Raw genomic sequence first — 22263 nt, 5'->3', positions numbered from 1 at the left:
GAAGCAATTGATGCCCTGCTTCCAGGAAAAGCCTCTAAGCTTCAGGTTACCAACAATCGTACCCCAAACCGACACAGGTGGTCAGGTAGAGAATACTCAGGCGCTTGAGAGAACTCGGGTGAAGGAACTAGGCAAAATGGTGCCGTAACTTCGGGAGAAGGCACGCTGGCGGTAAGTGAAGTCCCTTGCGGACGGAGCCGAAGCCAGTCGAAGATACCAGCTGGCTGCAACTGTTTATTAAAAACACAGCACTGTGCAAACACGAAAGTGGACGTATACGGTGTGACGCCTGCCCGGTGCTGGAAGGTTAATTGATGGGGTTATCCTTAGGGAGAAGCTCTTGATCGAAGCCCCAGTAAACGGCGGCCGTAACTATAACGGTCCTAAGGTAGCGAAATTCCTTGTCGGGTAAGTTCCGACCTGCACGAATGGCGTAATGATGGCCAGGCTGTCTCCACCCGAGACTCAGTGAAATTGAACTCGCTGTGAAGATGCAGTGTACCCGCGGCAAGACGGAAAGACCCCGTGAACCTTTACTATAGCTTGACACTGAACATTGAGCCTTGATGTGTAGGATAGGTGGGAGACTATGAAGTGTGGACGCCAGTCTGCATGGAGTCAACCTTGAAATACCACCCTTTAACGTTTGATGTTCTAACCTAGGTCCATAATCTGGATCGGGGACCGTGTCTGGTGGGTAGTTTGACTGGGGCGGTCTCCTCCTAAAGAGTAACGGAGGAGCACGAAGGTTGGCTAAGCATGGTCGGACATCATGCGGTTAGTGCAAAGGCATAAGCCAGCTTGACTGTGAGAGTGACGGCTCGAGCAGGTACGAAAGTAGGTCTTAGTGATCCGGTGGTTCTGAATGGAAGGGCCATCGCTCAACGGATAAAAGGTACTCCGGGGATAACAGGCTGATACCGCCCAAGAGTTCATATCGACGGCGGTGTTTGGCACCTCGATGTCGGCTCATCACATCCTGGGGCTGAAGTAGGTCCCAAGGGTATGGCTGTTCGCCATTTAAAGTGGTACGCGAGCTGGGTTTAGAACGTCGTGAGACAGTTCGGTCCCTATCTGCCGTGGGCGTTGGAAGATTGAGAGGGGTTGCTCCTAGTACGAGAGGACCGGAGTGAACGCACCACTGGTGTTCGGGTTGTCATGCCAATGGCATTGCCCGGTAGCTAAGTGCGGAAGAGATAACCGCTGAAAGCATCTAAGCGGGAAACTTGCCTCGAGATGAGTCTTCCCTGTCACCTAGAGTGACCTAAAGGAACGTTTAAGACTAAGACGTTGATAGGCTGGGTGTGTAAGCGTAGCGATACGTTGAGCTAACCAGTACTAATGAACCGTGAGGCTTAACCTGACAACACCGAAGGTGTTTTGTCTGAGAGACGACAGTAGATGAAGTAGGCTTGTTTAAGATTGAAATTGCTGGTTACGAAGAGAAATCGAAGTAACGGGTAATTAAACAGAATTTGCTTGGCGGCCATAGCGCAGCGGACCCACCTGAATCCATGCCGAACTCAGAAGTGAAACGTTGTAGCGCCGATGGTAGTGTGGGGCCTCCCCATGTGAGAGTAGGGAACTGCCAGGCATTAAATAAGACGAGAAAGCCAACCCAATGGGTTGGCTTTTTTGCGTTTGGAGGTTTAGCTACTCCGAATAAAAAACTATTATTGTTGTTATATTCCTCAATAAAATAGCCACTCTTAGCGCTATTAAACCCTATTTATGGTACTTCATTGATGCGGTTATCCTTTTCTAACATCACTTAATTTGATACCTAGCATTCTGCTCTTTTTAACTCTTGTCATCTCAGATAGATCTTATTAGAAATAGATAATGAGGATATAAATACACTTTTTATTATTAAGTGTATTTCGTATTTAGATATTTTGGGGTGAGGATATTATTGTGGTTCCTGCTCTTCTGAACTTAATAAATCATAGTTTAAGAGGTTTTTATTCCCATCAATAACCGTTATTGGTGATTTAGGCTGATAGCATTCATTTAATGGTGAATGGCATTTTTGGGGTGAATTATGTTCTATCCCAAGCCAACTACTTAATAGCCAATAGTTATTTACCGTTGAATAAGGTTTATTCACTGCATCATCATTAATAATAGGTTTAATAGATAATGGGCTATACCAAATAAATAGCGGTATATCATAAGCTTCTTTTCGTGGTGTATTTACACCATGATGATAACGAACCTCTCTATTTTTATCGAGACGCTGTAAAGCGTGATCTGCAAAGTAGAGAATAGAAGCTGGCTTGTCTTTGACTCTCTCAATAATGTCATTAATTAATTTATCTGTATAAGCGATAGAGCTGTCATAGCTGTTATCATCATCTTCTTGCGTGAATTTCTTTAAATATTGATTTGGAAATCGATTACAGGCTGGTTCATGGCTACCATATGTATGTAAGATAATTAGTTTTTTCTGTGTAGAAGGTTCATTGAGAGCCTGATCTAAATAAGGAAGTAGTTCTTCATCATAACCGATAAACTCATTCCACTTTTTATTTTGAGCCATATTAGCAATGACAGAAATAACACTGGTTTTTTGATTACCTTCACCTTGGTTACTTAGCCAATATGTTTTAAATCCGGCGTGATTAGCGAGAGAAACAATATTATCAGCATAATGACTTTTATCTTGTAATTGTTCCAATCCTATATTTGAGAGTGAAATGGGTACAGAAAGAATAGTTACTGGAGCTGGAGAATAAACTCGATTGAATAGAATAAGATTACTCTTTTCTTTCATCAAATTAGGCGTTGTATCGTACTGATAGCCATAAATTCCTAGATGATCTCTACGAACTGATTCCCCAAGAATAAGAATATAAACTTCTGTATTATCATTACTTTTATTATATTGATACTCTACTTTCTGATCTGCAATTTTTCTAATTTGGCGATTTTCATGGAAGGTTCGGACAAGTGCTGCAGCATTATAAAAAGGGGTATTTAAAAGAGTATATTCTGCAAGTAATTTACTTTTCTCATCGTTTCTTAATGCTAAGTTTTTATATATTGGAATAATGGCGATTAACATAACAAATGCAATCACACTTTTTTTTGCTGTTTTTAGATCAGAGACTCGAGCCGTTTTATGAATGAGAAAATAGTAAATGGCAAAAGCACATAGGTAAAATAAGACATAGTACTTATTATAAGAGAGCATACCAACAGTTTCACTACCATTAGTATTAATAAAAGTTTCAGCAATAGATGATGAAAAAGCAATATCGTGTTCACGATGGAAAAACAGAGAAATAGAAAGATTTAAAGCCCATAATGCACTAATAATAAAGGTTATTATTTTTCCAAAAAAAGAACGATAAATACCACTACACATCAGCATAAGTAGCCAACCAATAAGAACAATATAGATTTTTTGTTCTATATACAGCGTTGAGCCACCCAATATTGCTGGTGCCATAGATAAGAAAAATAAAAGTGCGTAATGAGTTAACTGAGACATAACCTATTTAAAAACTATCACCTCTTCTTATGTAGAATAAAAAGTTAACCATTTACTTTTTGACAATACAAGCCTTGTTTGGCGGAAGTGTGTCTGAAATTGCTATTATTATGGTTATTCCTCACTATTTTGGGCTTTTTGAGTTTATTAATAAGCGATATAGCAAATAAATTATGTTTGTTTCTATTTTTAATTAATTGATTTTAATTTAATTTATCTTTCTATTTAAATAATCGTATAGATATGTAGTTAAAGCTTAAAATTATTCTAAATAAGTAAATGATAGAAATATAATCGAGATTCTTATGGTCATTGATAAAAAGGTTAAAAATGAATAACCCCAAAGTTGAAAATCACTTTGGGGTTACTTTTATTTAGAAAGATAACATTATTTCAGGCTGTTAGTGTTGTTTACCTTGTTCGATGCCTAAGCCAATTTGAGAACGAATAAATTGTGCTTGGAATTTTGCCTTCTCTTGCTCACCTAAAGATGATTTATCTGTAATAGAGAAAAGCCACGAGACAATAAAAGCAATAATTATTGAGAATAATGCTGGATATTCATAAGGATAGATAGGTTTTTCATGGCCTAAAATACTTACCCAAATTGTTGGTCCTAAAATCATCAACGTGACCGCAACTAATAGACCAGACCATCCTCCCGCTACAGCACCTCGCGTTGTAAGTCCTTTCCAATACATAGATAACAATATGATTGGGAAGTTACAGCTTGCCGCAATAGAGAAAGCTAATCCCACCATAAAGGCAATATTTTGCTTTTCAAATAAAATACCTAAACCAATAGCGACGACACCTAAGATAACTACAGTAATTTTGGATACTTTAAGCTCTTGTCTTTCATCCGCATGACCATTTTTAATTACATTGGCGTAAAGATCATGTGATACCGCAGATGCACCCGCCAAAGTTAGTCCTGCAACAACGGCTAAAATAGTGGCGAAGGCAACAGCTGAGATAAAGCCTAAGAAGAAATTACCTCCAACAGCATCTGCTAAGTGAACAGCCGCCATATTGGTTCCACCAATCAAAGCGCCAGCGGTATCTTTGAACACAGGATTAGGGCTAACGAGTAAGATAGCGCCGAAACCAATAATAAAAGTAAGGATATAGAAATAACCGATAAAACCTGTTGCATAGAAAACACTCTTACGGGCTTCTTTTGCATCGCTAACAGTAAAGAAGCGCATGATGATATGAGGAAGTCCTGCTGTACCAAACATAAGTGCAAGACCTAAAGAGAGTGCAGATATAGGATCAGAAACCAAACCACCTGGGCTCATGATAGAGAACCCTTTTGAGTGAACACTAACGGCTTCTTTAAATAAGGTGTTGAAATTAAAATCGACGGCTTTCATAACCATAACAGCCATAAAACTTGCACCTGCAAGTAATAAAATAGCTTTAATGATTTGAACCCATGTGGTGGCGAGCATGCCTCCAAATAAAACATATAGCACCATTAGAATACCGACGAGCACAACAGCAATATGGTAATTTAAGCCGAAAAGGAGTTCGATTAATTTTCCGGCACCTACCATTTGTGCAATTAGATAAAGAGCAACAACAACCAGTGATCCAACAGCAGAGAGTGTTCTAACGGGTTTAGGGCTTAAGCGATAGGAAACAACATCAGCAAAAGTATAACGCCCTAAATTACGTAAGCGCTCAGCAATGATAAAAAGAATGATAGGCCAACCAATCAGAAATCCAATTGAATAGATAAGTCCATCATAACCAGAGGTATAAACTAGTGCGGAGATCCCTAAGAAGGAGGCAGCAGACATAAAGTCACCTGCGATCGCCATACCGTTTTGAAAGCCAGTAATTTTTCCGCCAGCAGTATAGTAATCAGCACGAGAACGGGTGCGTTTAGATGCCCAATAAGTGATGTAAAGTGTTAATCCTACGAATATTAGGAACATTATAATGGCCTGAATATTCATAGGTTGTTTCTCTCCTCCTTCTGTTATTGCGCTAGCGTAAGCAATTGTTGAGGAGAGGAAAAATAAGCTTATTGCATAGAGTAACTTTCTCATTTTTCTACCTCTTCAATAATTTCAGCGGTAAGTTTGTCGAACTCTGTATTGGCTTTAATAACGTAAACGCCTGTTAATAGAAATGAGGCGATGATTAAGCCCATACCAATAGGAATACCTCGTGTAATGTAGCTTCCTTCATACAGAGGCGTGCCTAACCATTGTGGATAGAACGCAATAAGTAAAATAAATGAGACATACATAACGAGCGTAATAATTGAAAGTGTCCATGAAAAACGACTACGTTTTTTAACCAGTTCTTTAAAGCGAGGGTTGTTTTCTATCTCTTGATAAATATTGGCATTCATCAGAGTTCTCCTCTATATAATTGTTTGGTTTATCACTTGATTTAGAGGTTTCAATCCCCCGCATTTCATGATTTTTAGGTAAGAGAGCCCAGCAAAGGCATTTTCATGCCTTTGCTTTGTCGTATTACGTTTTTTTAAATGACAGCTATTTGTTGTGTATTAAGCAGTAAGTGATAGAGACTGTTTTTCTTCTAACAGTTTCTCTACAACACCCGGATCGGCGAGTGTTGAGGTATCCCCGAGGTTAGTTGTGTCGCCAGAGGCAATCTTGCGCAAGATACGGCGCATAATTTTCCCTGAACGTGTTTTAGGTAAGGAATCTGTCCAATGTAGGATATCTGGTGTGGCTATTGGTCCAATTTCTTTACGTACCCAGTTGCGAACTTCAGTGTAAAGTTCAGGTGTTGGTTCTTCACCGTGATTTAAAGTGACATAAGCATAAATAGCTTGCCCTTTAATATTGTGAGGAATACCAACTACTGCGGCTTCCGCAATCTTAGGATGTGCAACAAGAGCGGATTCAATCTCTGCTGTTCCTAAACGGTGACCTGAAATATTCAAGACATCATCAACTCGCCCTGTTATCCAATAGTCACCATCTTCATCGCGACGAGCACCGTCACCAGAGAAATACATACCTTTAAAGGTTGAGAAGTAAGTTTGTTCAAAACGATCATGATCGCCAAAAAGTGTTCTTGCTTGGCCTGGCCAAGAATCAGTAATCACTAAGTTGCCTTCACAAGCCCCTTGCTGTACTTCTCCCATATTGTCGACAATTGCTGGCTGAACGCCGAAGAAAGGGCGTGTTGCTGAACCAGGTTTTAGATCCATAGCACCTGGTAATGGGGTTATCATGAATCCCCCGGTTTCTGTTTGCCACCATGTATCAACAATAGGACATTGGCTACGCCCCATCTTCTGATAGAACCATTCCCATGCTTCTGGGTTAATAGGTTCACCTACAGAGCCTAGAATACGCAGAGAGGTGCGTTGAGTGCCTTCAATCGCCTTATCACCTTCAGCCATTAATGCACGGATTGCTGTAGGTGCAGTATATAAGATATTGATTTGGTGCTTATCAACGACCTGAGCCATACGATTAACTGATGGATAATTAGGAACACCTTCAAACATAACAGTAGTAGCACCATTTGACAGAGGGCCATACAGTAAGTAGCTGTGTCCTGTTACCCAACCTACGTCAGCGGTGCACCAATAAATATCGCCTTCATGATAATCAAAGGTGTATTTAAAGGTCATTGAAGCATAAACGAGGTAGCCTCCTGTTGTGTGCAGTACACCTTTAGGTTTACCTGTTGAGCCGGAGGTATACAGGATAAAGAGTGGATCTTCTGCATCCATAACTTCAACATCACATTCTGTGCTGACACCTTGAATGATTTCATCCCACCAAACATCACGTCCTTCAATCCATTGTTCGGTATGTCCTGTTCGACGAAATACCACAACATGATTAATAGGAGGGATATCAGCGTGATTTAAAGCATCATCAACATTTTTCTTTAAAGGGATGGCACGACCCGCACGTAATCCTTCATCAGCTGTGATCACTAATTTAGCTTTTGAATCAATGATCCTACCAGCGACAGCTTCAGGAGAGAAACCACCAAAAATAACAGAATGAATAGCTCCAATACGAGTACAAGCGAGCATAGCAACCGCTGCTTCTGGCACCATTGGCATATAAATCGCCACAACATCGCCTTTTTTAATACCTAAGTTTTTTAATACATTAGCGAACTGGCAAACATCTTGATGGAGTTGTCTGTAAGTAATTTTTTTCGACTCATTAGGTGAGTCACCTTCCCAAATAATGGCGACTTGATCTCCTCGTGTTTTAAGGTGGCGATCAAGACAGTTTTGGCTGATATTTAGCTGACCATCTTCAAACCAGCGAATGCGTACATGGCCTGGGTCAAAAGAAGTATTCTTTACCACGGTATATGGTTTTATCCAGTCAATGATTTTCCCTTTATCTGCCCAAAAGGCCTCCGGGTTTTTGATGGATAATTCATAATCTTTTTGGTATTGCTCTTTATTGATCAGGGCATGTTCTGCAATGCTTGCAGTAATATGATGTTGGTTTATTTTTGTCATAATAGTTCTCCTCACTATTGTTAATACTATGTCAAAAAGTCGTTAACAAAAGAGGGTAAATAAAGATTGTTTCTTTTTTGCGCAGAAGATCACGAATTAATGGAAATGCTTTTCATGGAATGTTCAATTAGTGCTAAAGCTAGCATGGCATTATTTATCTACTATTTTCTTGTTTAATAGGATTATCGTTTAATAGAAAGCTTTTAAATTAAAATAATATACTGTGAAAATTAATTTAACCGTGCTGGATAAAAAAACCACAAAAATAATATGGATATGATAATGATTTTCATTAACGTTTTTTTCACTATAATGAAATGAAAAGATAAATCACATGGTGTGATCCAAGATAAAACAGCACTGGAGATTAATATGAGCTATACATTACCTGCACTGCCTTATGCTTATGATGCATTAGAGCCTCACTTTGATGAGCGTACAATGGAAATTCATCATACTAAGCATCATCAAACTTATGTGAATAATACCAATACAGCATTAGAAAAATTGCCTGAGCTTGCTGGCTTAGAAATTGATGAGTTAGTTAAAAATCTTCATAAAGTCCCTGCTGATCAACGTACTTTTCTACGTAATAATGCTGGTGGTCACTCTAACCACTCATTATTCTGGAAAGGTCTGAAGCTAGGCACTCAATTACAAGGCTCACTAAAAGACGCGATTGAACGTGATTTTGGTAGTGTTGATGCTTTTAAAGAGTTATTTGAAAAAGCTGCGGCTAGCCGTTTCGGTTCTGGTTGGGCTTGGTTAGTATTAAAAGACGATGGCAAACTTGCGGTTGTTTCTACTGCAAACCAAGATAGCCCATTAATGGGTGAAGAGTTAGCTGGCGCATCAGGTTACCCAATTGTAGGGTTAGATGTGTGGGAGCATGCTTACTACTTAAAATATCAAAATCGTCGCCCTGATTATATTAAAGCATTCTGGTCAGTGGTTAACTGGGATGAAGCGCAAAAGCGTTTTCAGAGCAAGGCATAATTGAGTTAATAACTTCCTTTCTTTTTATATTTTTAATGCCGACAAATGTCGGCATTGTTTCTTTTGAACACTATCTTTACTATGAGTTATTCTTTTCTGTATAGGTAGTGAGCTATGCGTTATTTTCCTAGTGTTTTTATCGGTAATGTCACAACAACATCTAATGGATTTACCAGTGCGATCACCAAAAGGCTGGTGGATGGTCATATCAAATTAACATCACTGGGATTAGAAGGTGATGAGCAAGCAGAAAAGAGTTTTCACGGTGGCCCTGATCGCGCACTTTGTCACTATCCTAAAGAGCATTATCTTTATTGGGCTGAGCAATTCCCACAATTGACAGATTTTTTTCATGCCCCTGCATTTGGTGAAAATATCTCAACAACAGGTATGACAGAAGAGAATGTTTTTATTGGTGATATTTATCAGTGGGGAACAGCATTAATCCAAGTTACTCAACCTCGCTCTCCTTGCTATAAACTTAATACTGTGACAGAAGTCAGTAACTTTTCGCAAATTATGCAAGATAGTGGCTATTGTGGCTGGTTATATCGTGTTGTGAGTATAGGTGAAACAGGCAGTCATCATCCTCTTGTCTTGGTTTCAAGAAACAGCGATGTCTCTGTTAAAGAAGCGATTTCGATTGCTTTTCATATGCCATTCGATGAAGAGCTTTATCATCGTCTATTAAGTGCCTCAGGATTATCAGCAAGTTGGAGCAAGACTATGCAATTAAGACTGCAAAATCAAACCATTGAGAGTTTTAATCGACGGTTATTTAAAGAGTAAATAGTTAACTTATTGATAATTAATATTATTATTAATAAAAATTAGCTTGTAGTATTAAGAACCCAATAATTCCTCTTTACTAAAAAACACCTCCCTAAAAATAGGCGAGGTGTTTTTATGTATTAATGAAAAATTACGGATGTGCAATAAATCCGATTGCGTCATAAACCTTGTCTAAGGTTGCTTGAGCGCGAGCTTTGGCTTTATCAGCACCTTCTTTCATGATTTTATTGAGCAGTGCTTCATCATTACGGAAAGTGTTAAAACGTTCTTGAATGTTGGTTAGCATTTCAGATACTGCATCAGCGACAGCACCTTTTAGATGACCGTACATTTGGCCTTCAAATTCAGCTTCTAATTCAGGGATCGTTTTACCTGTAACACCCGCTAAAATATCGAGTAAGTTAGAGACACCTGCTTTGTTTTCAAGATCGTAAATAACACGAGGTGGCTCTTCTGAATCTGTCATTGCACGTTTGATCTTTTTAGCCGCTGCTTTTGGATCTTCTAGCAATGCGATAACGTTATTGCGGTTATCATCAGACTTAGACATTTTTTTAGTCGGATCTTGTAATGCCATCACACGAGCACCGCCTTTTGGAATAAAAGGATCTGGTACAGTGAAGATATCGCCATAAATAGCGTTAAAGCGCTGAGCAATATCACGGCTTAATTCAAGATGTTGTTTTTGGTCGATACCAACAGGCACTTGGTTTGTTTGGTAAATCAGAATATCCGCTGCCATTAATACAGGATAATCGAATAACCCTGCGTTGATATTTTCAGAGTGACGTGCTGATTTATCTTTAAATTGAGTCATTCGGCTCAATTCACCAAAATAGGTATAGCAGTTAAGTGCCCAGCTTAATTGTGCATGTTGTGGAACATGTGACTGAACAAAAATAGTGCTTTTTTCTGGATCAATACCACAAGCAAGATACAGAGCCAGTGTATCTAAGGTTCTTTTTCTTAGTTCTTTAGGATCTTGGCGTACTGTAATGGCGTGTTGGTCAACGATACAGTAAATGCAATCGTAATCATCTTGCATTTGTACCCATTGACGCAGTGCACCCATATAGTTTCCGATAGTTAATTCACCAGAAGGTTGTGCACCACTGAATACAATTGGCTTTTGTGCCGTTTTTTCTACTGAAGTCGTCATTTTAATTCTGTTCCACAGTTGTCATTGGCGTGATATCGAGGATAGAAAGCAAGTCAGCAAAGTTATCGAGAGTAAAATCAGGTTTGCTGTCTGCAATAGATACGCCGTAGTTATAGCCGTAGGTTAAACCTACGCAAGGGCATTCAGCCGCTTGTGCTGCAATAATATCGTTGCGAGAATCCCCAACAAAAAGGAGTTCTTCCTTTTTAACACCAAACGTGCCCATTGTTAAATATAATGGTGCTGGATGCGGTTTTTTTTCTTTCACATCATCGCCACCTAACACTAAGGAAAAATATTTTTCAATTTCCAGCTGTTGTAGTAATGGTGCGATAAATGGTGTTGGTTTGTTTGTCACGATCCCCAGAGGAATATCGTGTGAAGCTAATACTTCAAGGGTTTCTTTAACGTGAGGGAATAAATCACTGCCTGTTTTGACTGAGGTTGCATAATGTTCATCAAAAAGATCACGCATCTCTTTTAATAAGGTATCAGTCACATCTTCAACACCCGCATTGTGCAAAGCGCGTGTCAGTAGCATATCCACGCCGTTTCCAACCCAAATAGTAACATTATGTTTGCCAGCTGGCGGGAAGCCTTTTGCTTTTAATGCATAGTCTGTCGCTTCTGTAAGACCAACAGCGCTGTCGGTGAGAGTGCCATCAAGATCAAAGGCGATAGCACGGATACCTTTGAGTTTTTTATCTGTCATTACGATACCTTTTCTAATTCACGGCGCATATTGTCGATAACATGCTTATAGTCTGGCTGATTGAAAATAGCAGAGCCTGCAACAAACATATCAGCGCCAGCTTGCGCTATTTCAGCAATATTATCGACTTTGACACCGCCATCAATTTCTAAACGAATGTCATAACCACCATCATCAATCATCTTACGAACTTGTCGTAATTTATCGAGGGTATTAGGAATAAATGATTGCCCACCAAAGCCTGGGTTAACAGACATCAGCAGAATAAGATCCAATTTATCCATAACATAGTCGAGATAGTTTAATGGGGTTGCTGGATTAAGCACTAAGCCTGCTTTACAACCACAATCTTTGATTAATTGAATAGTACGATCGACGTGGTCACTGGCTTCAGCGTGAAATGAGATATAAGTTGCGCCCGCTTTTGCAAAATCGGGGATGATACGGTCAACGGGTTTAACCATTAGATGAACATCAATAGGTGCTGTAATACCGTAGTTACGCAGAGCCTTACAAATTGGCGCACCAAATGTCAGATTAGGAACATAGTGGTTATCCATAACATCGAAGTGGACAACATCTGCACCTGCTGCGAGCACTTTTTCAGTATCTTCACCAAGGCGAGCAAAATCAGCGGATAAAATAGAAGGGGCAATCAGAAAATCTTTCATCGCATTCTCCAGACAACACTCCCATTGTCGGGAGGTGTTAACGATTATTTATATAAGGCAAGTAATTCGTTCACTTTGCTACGACCGAGTGTGTTGCTACTAATTGTTCTTCTGACTTTCACACTGTGTAGCTCTTTTGCGTCTACATACCACTCTTTTGTTAACGCAGTCTCATGATTTGATATTAACACGGGTATCTGTCTCTCGTAAGCCAGCATTGAGGCAAGTTGAGCCAGATGTTCCTGCTCTTGAAAACTAAAGCTATTTGTATGGTATGACGTAAAATTTGCAGTCGGTGATAATGGTGCATAAGGAGGATCGCAATAAACAACGGCGCCTTTTTCTGCATTTGTCATAGTTGATGAATAGCTTTGGCAAACAAATTCGGCTTTTTGGGCTTTTTCAGAAAACCAGATTAGCTCTGCTTCAGGAAAATAAGGTTTTTTATAACGACCAAAAGGGACGTTGTATTCGCCTTTTGAATTATAACGACACAGCCCATTGTAGCAATGACGGTTAAGATAGAGAAATAACACACTACGCTGATAAGCGTCCGTTGAACGATTAAATTCTTGTCGTAGCTGATAAAACTCTTCTGCGATATTCATTTGAGGGGTAAATAATAAGCGGGCATCCTTCATAAATTTTTCAGGATGTTGCTTTACCGTATTATAGAGATGAATTAGATCACTATTTATATCGGCAAGAATATATGAATCGTATTCTGTATTCAAAAAAACAGAACCGGCACCCATAAAAGGTTCAATTAAACAATTACCCTCAGGCAGATGACGTTTAATGTCATCTACCAAAGGATATTTACCACCAGCCCATTTTAGGAATGCGCGTTTTTTTTTCATGCCGTCCAAATTTCTCAATCGTTTCAGAGTCGCCGATTGTACTCTGTTTCAGACAGCATATCAGCGGTGAACTTCGTCTTAATTATTTTTTTAGATCCTGATGAACATGTTTCATCGGTCTAACCCAAGGTTGTTTTGCTTGTACTGGCGCTGGTAAAGAAGAAACGGCCTGTTTGGCTTCGCTTATATTACGATAATTTCCATAGATGAGTACATACCATGGATTACCATTACGCTGTGTTTTGTAAATAGCGTAGTTTCCATTGAGGTTCTTTTTAGCGAAAGCCTCTAAGGTATCTTGGCGACTTGCGCCACTTAATTGCAATGTATAGTTAGTGGCAGGAATAGCATTTAAATTACCTGCTGATAATGAACCTGAAACAACAGGTTTAGTCGTTGTTGGTTTAGGTTGCGTTGTTGCTGGTGGTGTCACTGGTTTTGTCGGTGGTGTTTTTACTTCAGCCGGTTTTTGTACAGGTTTGGTGACAGGAGGTTGTGTAACAGGCTGTACCGGTTTTGGTTGTTGAGCATTTAACTGCTGACTAGTCGCTTGATTAATACCCGATTGTTGTTGATTTAATGAATCAACGATATCTCCAGGGATCTCAACTCGTTGACCTTGCGAATCAATCATTGAAGGTAAATTTTGTGAAGGTGGTGTCACTGGCTGTATATCTTGCCCAGAAATAGATTGAGGTGTTGATAGCTGACCATTTTCTGAAGGCGTAACGGATGACGGTTGTTGAGACAGATCGATATTTCTTTCTGTATTGGTCGGAGATGTAGGTTCAGTTGTTTCTGGTGATTTTAATGCTGAACTTATTGCGATAATTAGTAGGATAAGGACTAAAACACCTACACCAATCATCATCTGTTGACGGGATACAGAGAATCGTGCGTTTTTTAATGGATTGCTACGAGGTCGGTTAGTTCGACGTTCAGGTCTATCCGATGTATCAGGTTTGAGTGAATTATCACCCTTGGTTTCATTGTCAGGTTTGAACTCGTCCATTATGCCCTCCGTCAGAGCGTCAAAAAGCGAAAAATATTCTATTCAGCCTTAGCCATTACCTCATAGTATAAGGATGAAACGCTTTTTCTGAAACGTTGCATTTGACAATATTAACCAGAATTTTCCTTAAATGAATATTCTGGTTTATTTCTTGTCAGGTAATGGGATGCTTAATTTGCATTAATGCAAGATGTTATCGCTTTGTGGACTTGTTCGCGAGTAATATCGGCACGCAATTCAGATTGGCCGATACCTTTTGGTAAAACAAGGTGTAATTTGCCGCCAGATACCTTTTTATCTCTCATCATATGAGGTAAATAGTCATCAGGTGTCATTTCAATAGGGCCATTGACGGGGAGATTGGCTTTCTCAAGCAATTGAATAACACGTTGAGTCTCTTCTTCCGTGAATTGACCAAGCGCTTGAGATGTTCTTGCCGCCATTACCATACCTGCGGCAACGGCTTCACCATGCAACCAAACACCATATCCCATATGAGCTTCGATAGCGTGTCCATAAGTATGGCCAAGGTTGAGTAGTGCGCGTAAACCACTTGTTTCTTTTTCATCAGCAGCCACGACGTCAGCTTTTAGTTCACAGCAACGACGGATACAAAATGCCATGGCTTTAGGATCAAGAGCCAAGAGTTTATCAATATTATTTTCAAGCCAGATAAAAAAGTCTTTATCTAAAATGATGCCATATTTAATAACTTCAGCTAAACCCGATGAAAGTTCACGAGGCGGTAATGTGGCTAGACAATCGAGATCGATAACAACAGAAGCGGGCTGATAAAACGCACCAATCATGTTTTTGCCAAGAGGGTGATTAACTGCAGTTTTGCCACCAACAGAAGAATCTACTTGAGATAACAGTGTGGTTGGTACTTGGATAAAGCGAACACCGCGTTGATAACTTGCAGCGGCAAAACCCGTTAGATCACCAATAACCCCACCGCCTAATGCGATAAGTGTTGTATCTCGATTGTGATTTTTTTCTAATAATGCAGTAAAGACATCATTCATGATCTCAAGCGATTTATGTTGTTCACCATCAGGTAAAATCACGCTATCAACCAAAACACCCTGTTTTTTTAAGGTGTCTGTTACCTTTTCTAAATAGAGTGGAGCAAGCGTCACGTTTGTGACTATCATAACTTGCTGCCCTGATTTTAAAGGTAAAAAGGTATCTTCTTGATGAAAAAGGCCAGAAGCAATGGTAATGGGATAGCTTCTTTCACCTAATGTGACAGTGATTTTTTCCATAACAGTGGCCTTCTTCTTATTGTCTTTACTTAACCTTGTAAATAGCTGAATTTATTAGTTTTGTTCTAACAATTCAATTATTTGATTGGCTACAATTTTTGCACTCTGATCATCAGTATGAATAGTGATGTCAGCAATCTCTTCATAAAGAGGATTACGTTCTTCAGCTAATGTCTCTAATACATCGCGCACAGGTTCAACACCTTGCAATAAAGGACGTTTTTTATCACGTTGGGTACGAGCGAGTTGTTTTTCAATATTGGTTTCTAAATAAACAACCACACCACGTGCAGATAGTCTGTTACGGGTTTCTCGCGATTTCACCGAACCCCCACCTGTAGCAAGTACAATGCCTTGTTTTTCAGTAAGTTCGTTGATTATTTTCTCTTCTCGTTGACGGAAGCCTTCTTCGCCTTCAACATCAAATACCCAACCTACATCCGCACCTGTACGCCGCTCAATTTCCTGATCAGAATCATAAAACTCCATACTAAGTTGTTGAGCTAACTGACGACCAATAGTGCTTTTGCCGGCACCCATAGGCCCAACCAGAAAGATATTACGTTTCTCTGCCATGTTTTTGGTATTACTAAGATATTCGTTAATGATAACCCGCCCCGCCAAATTCATTCAGCGACGGGACCTAAACTGAAATTTATGAGTGTTTATCTAATTCACACCTGATAACATTTGTTATCTACTCTCATAATAAGACTGAGTTCTTTCAGTAGATCGCTATAAAATAACCACATGCTGTCATAAACGACAACATAGGATAAAAATCCCTTTGCCCACAGTACATAACAAAAACTACTAAAAAAAGTAATTATCTTTGTTGGCAACGCGGAGATTCTAACACAATTTAGTCGGAAAACCGCATCTGATAATATTGTCTTTTTCGTCATCAATCGATCAATATTACATATAAAAAGCCCTACCTCCAAGAATAGAGGAAGTGCATAAAATGTATCCGTATTTTTATTGTGATGTTTCAGGTTCACTCAAATTAGCTAACCCTTGTAAGCTAAATCGTCCTCATCGTCAAATCTATAAATACTGATTATAAGAAAAAACAATGAATAACTCTAAGTTTAATCCTAGTAAAAAACATATAGTGCTTTGTATTTTATGATAAAAATATTTATCGCATAAAAAATTAGATTAATTTGGGTGTAATAAAAATAACCAATTCATGGCGACTGTGTTGATCTCTTTTATGACTGAAAAGTACCCCTAATAATGGGATTGAGGATAATAAAGGGATCTTTGCCGTGTGTTCTTGCTGTTTTTGTTGAAATATTCCTCCTAACATAATGGTTTCTCCGTCACGAATAGTCACTTCTGTGCTGATCTCTTGTTTATCGATAGATAGATGTTCACTTCCACCTTGAACAAGTGCAATACCCGGTGTGTTTTGACTAATTTTAAGTATTAATCTTATCTTTTTATTTCTTTGGATCATGGGTGTTACCTCCATACCCAAGACAGCCTCTTTAAATTGAACTCGTGTCATTTCATTATCCCGACTGACATAGGGGATCTCCGTTCCTTGTTTGATGGATGCTGTTTTTTCATGAGCAGTCGTTAGCCGTGGACTTGCAATAATAGATAACTGTTTTTCTTGCTCTAACGCGCTTAATTCAAGCTCTAATAGACGTCCATTAATTCTGGCAATATTAAATGCAATATAGTGAAGGGGATTTTTGGTGTTTTGATGGAGTGATAAAGCAGAAAGTGAAGGGGTTGATAACGTTGAATTAAGCGAAGAGGTTGTTGGAATAGCATTAGGTGTTGTAGATGCGTTTTCGGTTTGTGTTTTTAATGCTTGTAATCCCCATTGAGTGCCTAATTCATTTAAAGCATCCTGACTGCTACTCACAATATGTGCGGTGATATGAACTTGTTGTTGGGGAGTATCCCGTAATTTTAACCAATCCTCAATTTCAGACAGTGTCTTACTATTATCAACTATAGAAAGGCTATTTGATTCACTATCTACAATAACGCGTCCCTGCTGACTAAGTAATGGAATGGTATGATTACTTAGTTGTTCACCTAATTTATCAGCATCAGCATAATTTAAAGAATAAAGTTGGTGATATAATTTTTCGGGTTGTTCTGTGATTGATGTTTGCTCTTCAATAAAGGTGGATGATATTTTTTCATCATCGCTATTCTCAGGAAAGAAGGGATCTCTGGTATGAGCCCAAATGTTGGTTGTCATACATAAGATGACAATTAAAATTCCTATCTTCATGATATATCACCTTGTATTGCGCTAGGATAACTTAGCTCCGTAAGGCTCATTTGTACTGAAATTAAATGGGTTTCTATTGGAACAATATTCAGAGAAATAAGCGCTAAGCTCGTTTGATTAAGATATTCCAATAGTGTTAAAAACTGTGAGTAAGACAAAGTAAAAGTCAGTTTATATAAAGAGTTAGGCATGACTTCCCAAATCTCTGGTATAAAGTGATAGGTCATCAGTAAGCGTTGTAATTGCTCACTAACTGGTGAGCTATTTAATGGGATGTCATAATCTATTTCCTGTGTGATCAGTGAATTAATAGAAGGCATTGTCTCTAACGTATTTTGATGGTGATTAATGCGCTTTAGTCTTTGTGCCATTTCTATATGTTGTTGAGTTATCTCTTGTTGGTAATCTGTGTAGATAAAGAGGTAATAAAATAGAAAGGCAATAAAAGGTATAATTAAGCTCAGTAAAGTGAGTTTCCACTTAGGTAAAAATGCAATAAATAACATCCATTGTGTATTTATTTTCATTGGCTTCCCTTATCTTCTTCATTTTCGTACCCTCGACCTTGTTCCTCTGATTTTCCGTTTAAATATACTTCTGTATAAGACGGATTAGCTTTGCTTTGTTTTAAATAACTCAATGTTAAAGAGGATAAAATAGGGTGACTTTTAAGGTTGGTAATAAAGGAGAGTGATTGTGTATTGGGGAGAGTGAGATACAGGGAGCGTTGATTATCTGCTTCATTATAGTGGCTAATCCAACCTGCTGAAGGAAGATGCGTTTCGATAGCTCGAAAGAAGCGAATGTAATGTAAATAGCGCAGCCAGTTTTGATAATAGAGTGAATAATTTTGATAGTGTAAAAGTGTCTGTTTTCTTTGTTCTTGATATATATCGAGCTGTTTTAGTAATAAATCTTCTTGTTGTTGTGTTTGACGTTGTTGCGTTGTTATGAGCGTTCGCTTTTGTGTCAGATGGTAAGTGTAATAGCTACAAATAACGAAAGTGATTGTGACCAATGATAGCGTTTGAGAAAGCCATAACAATGCTTTCTGTCTAAATAACCTGTGACGCCAAGGTAGGTAATTTACTTGATACATAACACCTCTTCAGGGCGTAATGCCAAACCCAAAGCAATAAGTGGAATGAGATCTTTATTTGACGTTATTTTAAATAAGTCGTGGGAATGATTGGGCCAAATAGGCATTAACTGGTTAAAATATTCCTCATTATCACCCGTTAAGTAACAGTGCTCTAATGACCAATGATATTTTTCTATTAACTGGTCAATACATGCTTGTTGTTCTTGTTGGTTTTCATAGGCGAGAGAGCCGTAATGGGGCATATTTTCATCAGATGATACCCAAAGTAGCATTTTGTTTTTACAGTATAAAAGTGGATCTTGAGGTGAGATATCAAGGTAAGTTGCTAAGTAGCGTAGTGCACATGCAGGGGTATCAATTGCAGTTATTGTTAAGTTTATTCGAGAAAATAAGTCAATATACTTATCTAAAATTGGTTTATGGCACAGATGAATAGCGAGTTTCCCTTTATTTTGCCGATAATCAAAATTAACAGGGATTTTCGTGTTTTGTGTGTAAGATGTGGCTCGTAGTTGCGCTAACCGATAACATGCTGCTGATGTAAGGGAAATAGCATGAGGTAGTGGGATAATTTGATAATTTTCATAAATATCCGGTAGAGAAAGCGTAACATTATTAACAGAGGGTAATTTTTTACGCCAATCAATTAGGATTTTTCTTAATTTTATATCATCCAAATCGTCATTAAGAGGTAAAGGGAATTGCCAAAATGCACTGATCTTCCATTGATTATTCTGCTGAAATACCAAAACTGCATTGATATGATGAGTGTTAATTTCAATACCAATCTGGTAATTGTGTGTTTCCATAAATGATATCCATATCTATTGATGAGTAATTGCCTATTTTCAAAGAGGCGTTACCTTTATACTACGTACTGTTTGTTTATAAACTGCCCAATTCACACTACATGGGAAATTTAAGGTGAAGTTCTTAAAATATTTTTTCATCTTCGTTTTTGCTTGCATAATTTTGGGAGGAGCCTCGATATACGGTATGTATAAGTATGTTGAGCCTCAGTTACCCGATGTCGCGACATTAAAAGATGTTCGTTTACAAACCCCTATGCAGGTATTTAGTGCAGACGGAGAGTTGATCGCGCAATACGGCGAAAAACGTCGTTTACCGCTAACATTGGAGGAGATGCCTCCTCAACTTATTAATGCCTTTATCGCAACAGAAGATACTCGTTTTCGTGAACATCACGGTATTGACCCTATTGGGATCACTCGTGCTGTTGTCGTGGCATTAACATCAGGACAAGCCTCTCAAGGCGCAAGTACCATCACGCAACAATTAGCTCGAAATTTCTTTTTAACACCTGAAAAGAAATTAATGCGAAAAATTAAAGAGGCCTTTTTGGCGATCCGCATTGAGAAAGAGCTGACTAAAGATGAAATTTTAGCGTTGTATCTAAATAAAATTTATCTAGGTAACCGTGCTTACGGTGTGGGTGCTGCAGCTTATGTTTACTTTGGTAAAAGTGTTCATGAGCTTAGTCTAAATGAAATGGCAGTGATTGCTGGTTTACCAAAAGCGCCATCGACACTTAATCCGCTCTATTCTTATGATCGTGCTTTAAAACGTCGTAATGTCGTTTTACAGCGTATGTATGAAGAGAACTATATCACTCGTGCACAGTATGAAAGTACAAGAGCAGAGCCGATAGTTGCTAAATACCATGCACCGCAAATTGATTTCTCCGCACCTTATCTAACAGAAATGGTGAGAATGGAGATGTATGAGCGCTATGGTGAAAATGCTTATACAGATGGCTATAAAATCTACACTACGGTTGTGCGTAAAGATCAACTAGCAGCAGAAAAAGCGTTGCGTGACAATGTTATCGACTACGATATGCGTCATGGTTACCGAGGTGCTCAAGAAGTTTTATGGAGTGAAGGGCAAACGCCATGGGATAACGAAGCTATCAACAAGAAATTAAAAGGGATCCAAACTTATGGTCCTTTAATTCCGGCTGTTGTGTTATCCGCGGATGCTAAAGAAGCCAAAGTTATCTTAAAAACGGGTGACAACATTACGCTAGATTTAAAAGCAGTTCGTTGGGCTCGTAAATTTATTTCTGACACCGCTCAAGGTGCAACACCGACAAAAGTTGATGCCGTTGTCCATGTCGGTGAGCAAATTTGGGTACGCCAAAATAATGAAAACAACTGGGTATTAGCGCAACTTCCGGGTGTTAATGCTGCATTTGTTGCATTAGATCCAATCAACGGAGGGATTATTGCGCTTGTTGGCGGTTTTGATTTTGAGATCAGTAAATTTAACCGAGTTTCTCAATCTTTACGCCAAGTCGGTTCAAACATTAAACCTTTCTTATATGCTGCGGCGTTAGATAAAGGGTTGACGTTATCAACACTGCTTAATGATTTACCTATTAGCCGTTGGGATGCTGGGGCAGGAACAGATTGGCGCCCTAAAAATTCACCGCCAACTTACGCAGGTCCTATTCGTTTACGTCAAGGTTTAGGTCAGTCTAAAAACGTAGTGATGGTACGTGCAATGCGCGCAATGGGTGTGGATTATGCTGCTGATTATCTATTACGTTTTGGTTTCCCTAACCAAAATATTGATAGAACAGAATCTTTAGCATTAGGATCACCATCATTTACACCAATGCAAATGGTACGAGGGTTTGCTGTTATGGCAAATGGCGGATATCTCATTGAACCTTACTATATCCAACGTATTGAAAATGCTGATGGTGAAGAGCTGTTTACTGCAAAACCAAAAGTAGCCTGCCCAGATTGTACTGATATCCCTGTTATTTACGGCGATACTATGCGTTCTATTGCATTATCTGATGACTATATGGAAAACATTGCTCAATCTCATCAGTCTCAGTCTGTCAATGTAGCTCCTGACATTGAATTAGAACAAGCACCATTGGCTGAGACTGTAAAAGAAAGCCCTTATGCACCACACGTTATCAGTACACCACTGGCTTACTTAATGCATGATGCATTAAGAACAAACCTTGTAGGTGAACCGGGATGGTCTGGTACAGGTTGGCGAGCTGTTCGTGATCTTAAACGCCAAGATATTGGTGGTAAGACAGGAACAACAAACAGCTCTAAAGATGCGTGGTTCTCTGGATATGGCGCCAATATTGTTGCCACCGCTTGGATTGGCTTTGATGACAGTAGCCGCAACTTAGGTAGGACTGCGGCTAGTGGCGGTGAAGCGGGTGCTAAAACAGCACAACCTATTTGGAACGACTTTATGAAAGTGGCTCTCGATGGTGTACCAGTGAGTATGATGCCTGTACCACAAGGTGTCGTGGCTGTGCAAATTGATAGAAAAACAGGAAAGCTGGCGGGCGATGGTGCTTCAATGAAAGAATATTTTATTGATGGAACCCAACCGACAGAAAGAGCAAAAAATGAAGTAGGAACTCAGATTTTTGAGGATAATGGCGAATCTAACGAGTTATTCTAATT

The 22263-nt window shown here is 39.1% G+C and carries 18 protein-coding genes and 2 rRNA genes (1 of these 20 only partly in view); 5 read left to right on the top strand and 15 right to left on the bottom strand.

Annotated features, from left to right (window positions below; translation table 11 throughout):
* Positions 1-1363 (top strand): 23S ribosomal RNA (locus GTH25_RS17665); it begins 1714 nt to the left of the window's first position.
* Between the two features lie 115 nt (positions 1364-1478).
* Positions 1479-1594, top strand: a 5S ribosomal RNA gene (rrf, locus tag GTH25_RS17660).
* Positions 1595-1909: 315 nt separating this feature from the next.
* Here the strand turns inward: rrf and GTH25_RS17655 are convergent.
* The 4 genes from GTH25_RS17655 to acs all read right to left on the bottom strand — a co-directional run bounded on the left by GTH25_RS17655 (position 1910) and on the right by acs (position 7976).
* Positions 1910-3493, bottom strand: coding sequence for a phosphoethanolamine transferase (locus GTH25_RS17655; RefSeq protein WP_164530775.1), 1584 nt, complete (start codon positions 3491-3493; stop codon positions 1910-1912).
* 401 nt (positions 3494-3894) lie between these two features.
* Entirely contained in the window at positions 3895-5550 is a 1656-nt protein-coding gene (locus GTH25_RS17650) for a cation acetate symporter (RefSeq protein WP_164530774.1), read from the bottom strand.
* Positions 5547-5858, bottom strand: coding sequence for a DUF485 domain-containing protein (locus GTH25_RS17645; protein ID WP_075672606.1), 312 nt, complete (start codon positions 5856-5858; stop codon positions 5547-5549). The genes GTH25_RS17650 and GTH25_RS17645 overlap by 4 nt, the downstream gene beginning before the upstream one ends.
* Positions 5859-6017: 159 nt before the next feature.
* Positions 6018-7976 carry an acetate--CoA ligase gene (acs, locus tag GTH25_RS17640; protein WP_075672605.1) on the bottom strand — a complete coding sequence of 653 codons (1959 nt, stop codon included), beginning with the start codon at positions 7974-7976 and terminating at the stop codon, positions 6018-6020.
* A gap of 372 nt (positions 7977-8348) precedes the next feature.
* On the opposite strand from acs, the gene sodA reads away from it, so the two are divergent.
* Positions 8349-8972 carry a superoxide dismutase [Mn] gene (gene sodA / locus GTH25_RS17635; protein WP_075672604.1) on the top strand — a complete coding sequence of 208 codons (624 nt, stop codon included), beginning with the start codon at positions 8349-8351 and terminating at the stop codon, positions 8970-8972.
* Between the two features lie 114 nt (positions 8973-9086).
* Complete coding sequence (gene yiiM / locus GTH25_RS17630; protein ID WP_075672603.1) at positions 9087-9761, top strand: 6-hydroxyaminopurine reductase; 675 nt, start codon at positions 9087-9089, stop codon at positions 9759-9761.
* A 133-nt stretch (positions 9762-9894) separates the two neighbouring features.
* Here yiiM and trpS read toward each other — a convergent pair whose 3' ends face one another.
* The 11 genes from trpS to GTH25_RS17575 all read right to left on the bottom strand — a co-directional run bounded on the left by trpS (position 9895) and on the right by GTH25_RS17575 (position 19611).
* On the bottom strand, positions 9895-10923 hold the full coding sequence (gene trpS, locus GTH25_RS17625) for a tryptophan--tRNA ligase (RefSeq protein WP_075672602.1): 1029 nt from the start codon (positions 10921-10923) through the stop codon (positions 9895-9897).
* A gap of 1 nt (position 10924) precedes the next feature.
* On the bottom strand, positions 10925-11635 hold the full coding sequence (locus tag GTH25_RS17620) for a phosphoglycolate phosphatase (protein ID WP_099659252.1): 711 nt from the start codon (positions 11633-11635) through the stop codon (positions 10925-10927).
* Positions 11635-12306 (bottom strand): ribulose-phosphate 3-epimerase, encoded by a 672-nt coding sequence (gene rpe / locus GTH25_RS17615; protein ID WP_075672600.1) that lies wholly within the window; start codon positions 12304-12306, stop codon positions 11635-11637. The genes GTH25_RS17620 and rpe overlap by 1 nt, the downstream gene beginning before the upstream one ends.
* 44 nt (positions 12307-12350) lie before the next feature.
* Entirely contained in the window at positions 12351-13166 is an 816-nt protein-coding gene (gene dam, locus GTH25_RS17610; RefSeq protein WP_075672599.1) for an adenine-specific DNA-methyltransferase, read from the bottom strand.
* An 82-nt stretch (positions 13167-13248) separates the two neighbouring features.
* Positions 13249-14178: an SPOR domain-containing protein gene (locus GTH25_RS17605; RefSeq protein WP_109420408.1), complete on the bottom strand. Its 930-nt coding sequence runs from the start codon at positions 14176-14178 to the stop codon at positions 13249-13251.
* Between the two features lie 170 nt (positions 14179-14348).
* The gene (aroB, locus tag GTH25_RS17600; RefSeq protein ID WP_164530773.1) at positions 14349-15443 is read right to left on the bottom strand and encodes a 3-dehydroquinate synthase; all 1095 of its coding nucleotides are present in this window, start codon (positions 15441-15443) and stop codon (positions 14349-14351) included.
* 54 nt (positions 15444-15497) lie between these two features.
* A complete protein-coding gene (gene aroK, locus GTH25_RS17595) occupies positions 15498-16019 on the bottom strand; it encodes a shikimate kinase AroK (protein ID WP_036914409.1) in 522 nt (173 codons plus the stop codon).
* Between the two features lie 580 nt (positions 16020-16599).
* Positions 16600-17700 carry a type IV pilus secretin PilQ gene (gene pilQ / locus GTH25_RS17590; RefSeq protein ID WP_099659248.1) on the bottom strand — a complete coding sequence of 367 codons (1101 nt, stop codon included), beginning with the start codon at positions 17698-17700 and terminating at the stop codon, positions 16600-16602.
* Positions 17697-18227, bottom strand: a complete 531-nt coding sequence (locus GTH25_RS17585) for a hypothetical protein (protein WP_075672596.1) — start codon at positions 18225-18227, stop codon at positions 17697-17699. Before GTH25_RS17585 ends, pilQ begins: the two co-directional genes overlap by 4 nt.
* The gene (locus tag GTH25_RS17580; RefSeq protein ID WP_099659246.1) at positions 18224-18799 is read right to left on the bottom strand and encodes a fimbrial assembly protein; all 576 of its coding nucleotides are present in this window, start codon (positions 18797-18799) and stop codon (positions 18224-18226) included. The genes GTH25_RS17585 and GTH25_RS17580 overlap by 4 nt, the downstream gene beginning before the upstream one ends.
* Positions 18787-19611 (bottom strand): hypothetical protein, encoded by an 825-nt coding sequence (locus tag GTH25_RS17575; RefSeq protein ID WP_075672594.1) that lies wholly within the window; start codon positions 19609-19611, stop codon positions 18787-18789. The genes GTH25_RS17580 and GTH25_RS17575 overlap by 13 nt, the downstream gene beginning before the upstream one ends.
* Before the next feature lie 115 nt (positions 19612-19726).
* Between GTH25_RS17575 and mrcA the strand changes: the two genes are divergently transcribed.
* Positions 19727-22261, top strand: coding sequence for a peptidoglycan glycosyltransferase/peptidoglycan DD-transpeptidase MrcA (gene mrcA, locus GTH25_RS17570; protein WP_099659244.1), 2535 nt, complete (start codon positions 19727-19729; stop codon positions 22259-22261).
* Positions 22262-22263: the final 2 nt, after the last annotated feature.

It is taken from the genome of Proteus terrae subsp. cibarius, from assembly GCF_011045835.1.
In the GTDB taxonomy this organism is placed as follows: domain Bacteria; phylum Pseudomonadota; class Gammaproteobacteria; order Enterobacterales; family Enterobacteriaceae; genus Proteus; species Proteus cibarius.
Note: the sequence above shows the minus strand (reverse complement) of the source record. Positions and strands in the feature narration are given on the sequence as shown.

Bases quoted from the DNA above. Each gene is read 5' to 3' on its own strand.
- pilQ (WP_099659248.1), bottom strand. From the start codon at position 17,700: ATGAAGATAGGAATTTTAATTGTCATCTTATGTATGACAACCAACATT.
- trpS (WP_075672602.1), bottom strand. From the start codon at position 10,923: ATGACGACTTCAGTAGAAAAAACGGCACAAAAGCCAATTGTATTCAGT.
- dam (WP_075672599.1), bottom strand. From the start codon at position 13,166: ATGAAAAAAAAACGCGCATTCCTAAAATGGGCTGGTGGTAAATATCCT.
- GTH25_RS17580 (WP_099659246.1), bottom strand. From the start codon at position 18,799: ATGTATCAAGTAAATTACCTACCTTGGCGTCACAGGTTATTTAGACAG.
- GTH25_RS17655 (WP_164530775.1), bottom strand. From the start codon at position 3,493: ATGTCTCAGTTAACTCATTACGCACTTTTATTTTTCTTATCTATGGCA.
- yiiM (WP_075672603.1), top strand. From the start codon at position 9,087: ATGCGTTATTTTCCTAGTGTTTTTATCGGTAATGTCACAACAACATCT.
- GTH25_RS17645 (WP_075672606.1), bottom strand. From the start codon at position 5,858: ATGAATGCCAATATTTATCAAGAGATAGAAAACAACCCTCGCTTTAAA.
- GTH25_RS17575 (WP_075672594.1), bottom strand. From the start codon at position 19,611: ATGGAAACACACAATTACCAGATTGGTATTGAAATTAACACTCATCAT.
- GTH25_RS17585 (WP_075672596.1), bottom strand. From the start codon at position 18,227: ATGAAAATAAATACACAATGGATGTTATTTATTGCATTTTTACCTAAG.
- aroB (WP_164530773.1), bottom strand. From the start codon at position 15,443: ATGGAAAAAATCACTGTCACATTAGGTGAAAGAAGCTATCCCATTACC.
- GTH25_RS17650 (WP_164530774.1), bottom strand. From the start codon at position 5,550: ATGAGAAAGTTACTCTATGCAATAAGCTTATTTTTCCTCTCCTCAACA.
- acs (WP_075672605.1), bottom strand. From the start codon at position 7,976: ATGACAAAAATAAACCAACATCATATTACTGCAAGCATTGCAGAACAT.
- sodA (WP_075672604.1), top strand. From the start codon at position 8,349: ATGAGCTATACATTACCTGCACTGCCTTATGCTTATGATGCATTAGAG.
- GTH25_RS17605 (WP_109420408.1), bottom strand. From the start codon at position 14,178: ATGGACGAGTTCAAACCTGACAATGAAACCAAGGGTGATAATTCACTC.
- GTH25_RS17620 (WP_099659252.1), bottom strand. From the start codon at position 11,635: ATGACAGATAAAAAACTCAAAGGTATCCGTGCTATCGCCTTTGATCTT.
- rpe (WP_075672600.1), bottom strand. From the start codon at position 12,306: ATGAAAGATTTTCTGATTGCCCCTTCTATTTTATCCGCTGATTTTGCT.
- aroK (WP_036914409.1), bottom strand. From the start codon at position 16,019: ATGGCAGAGAAACGTAATATCTTTCTGGTTGGGCCTATGGGTGCCGGC.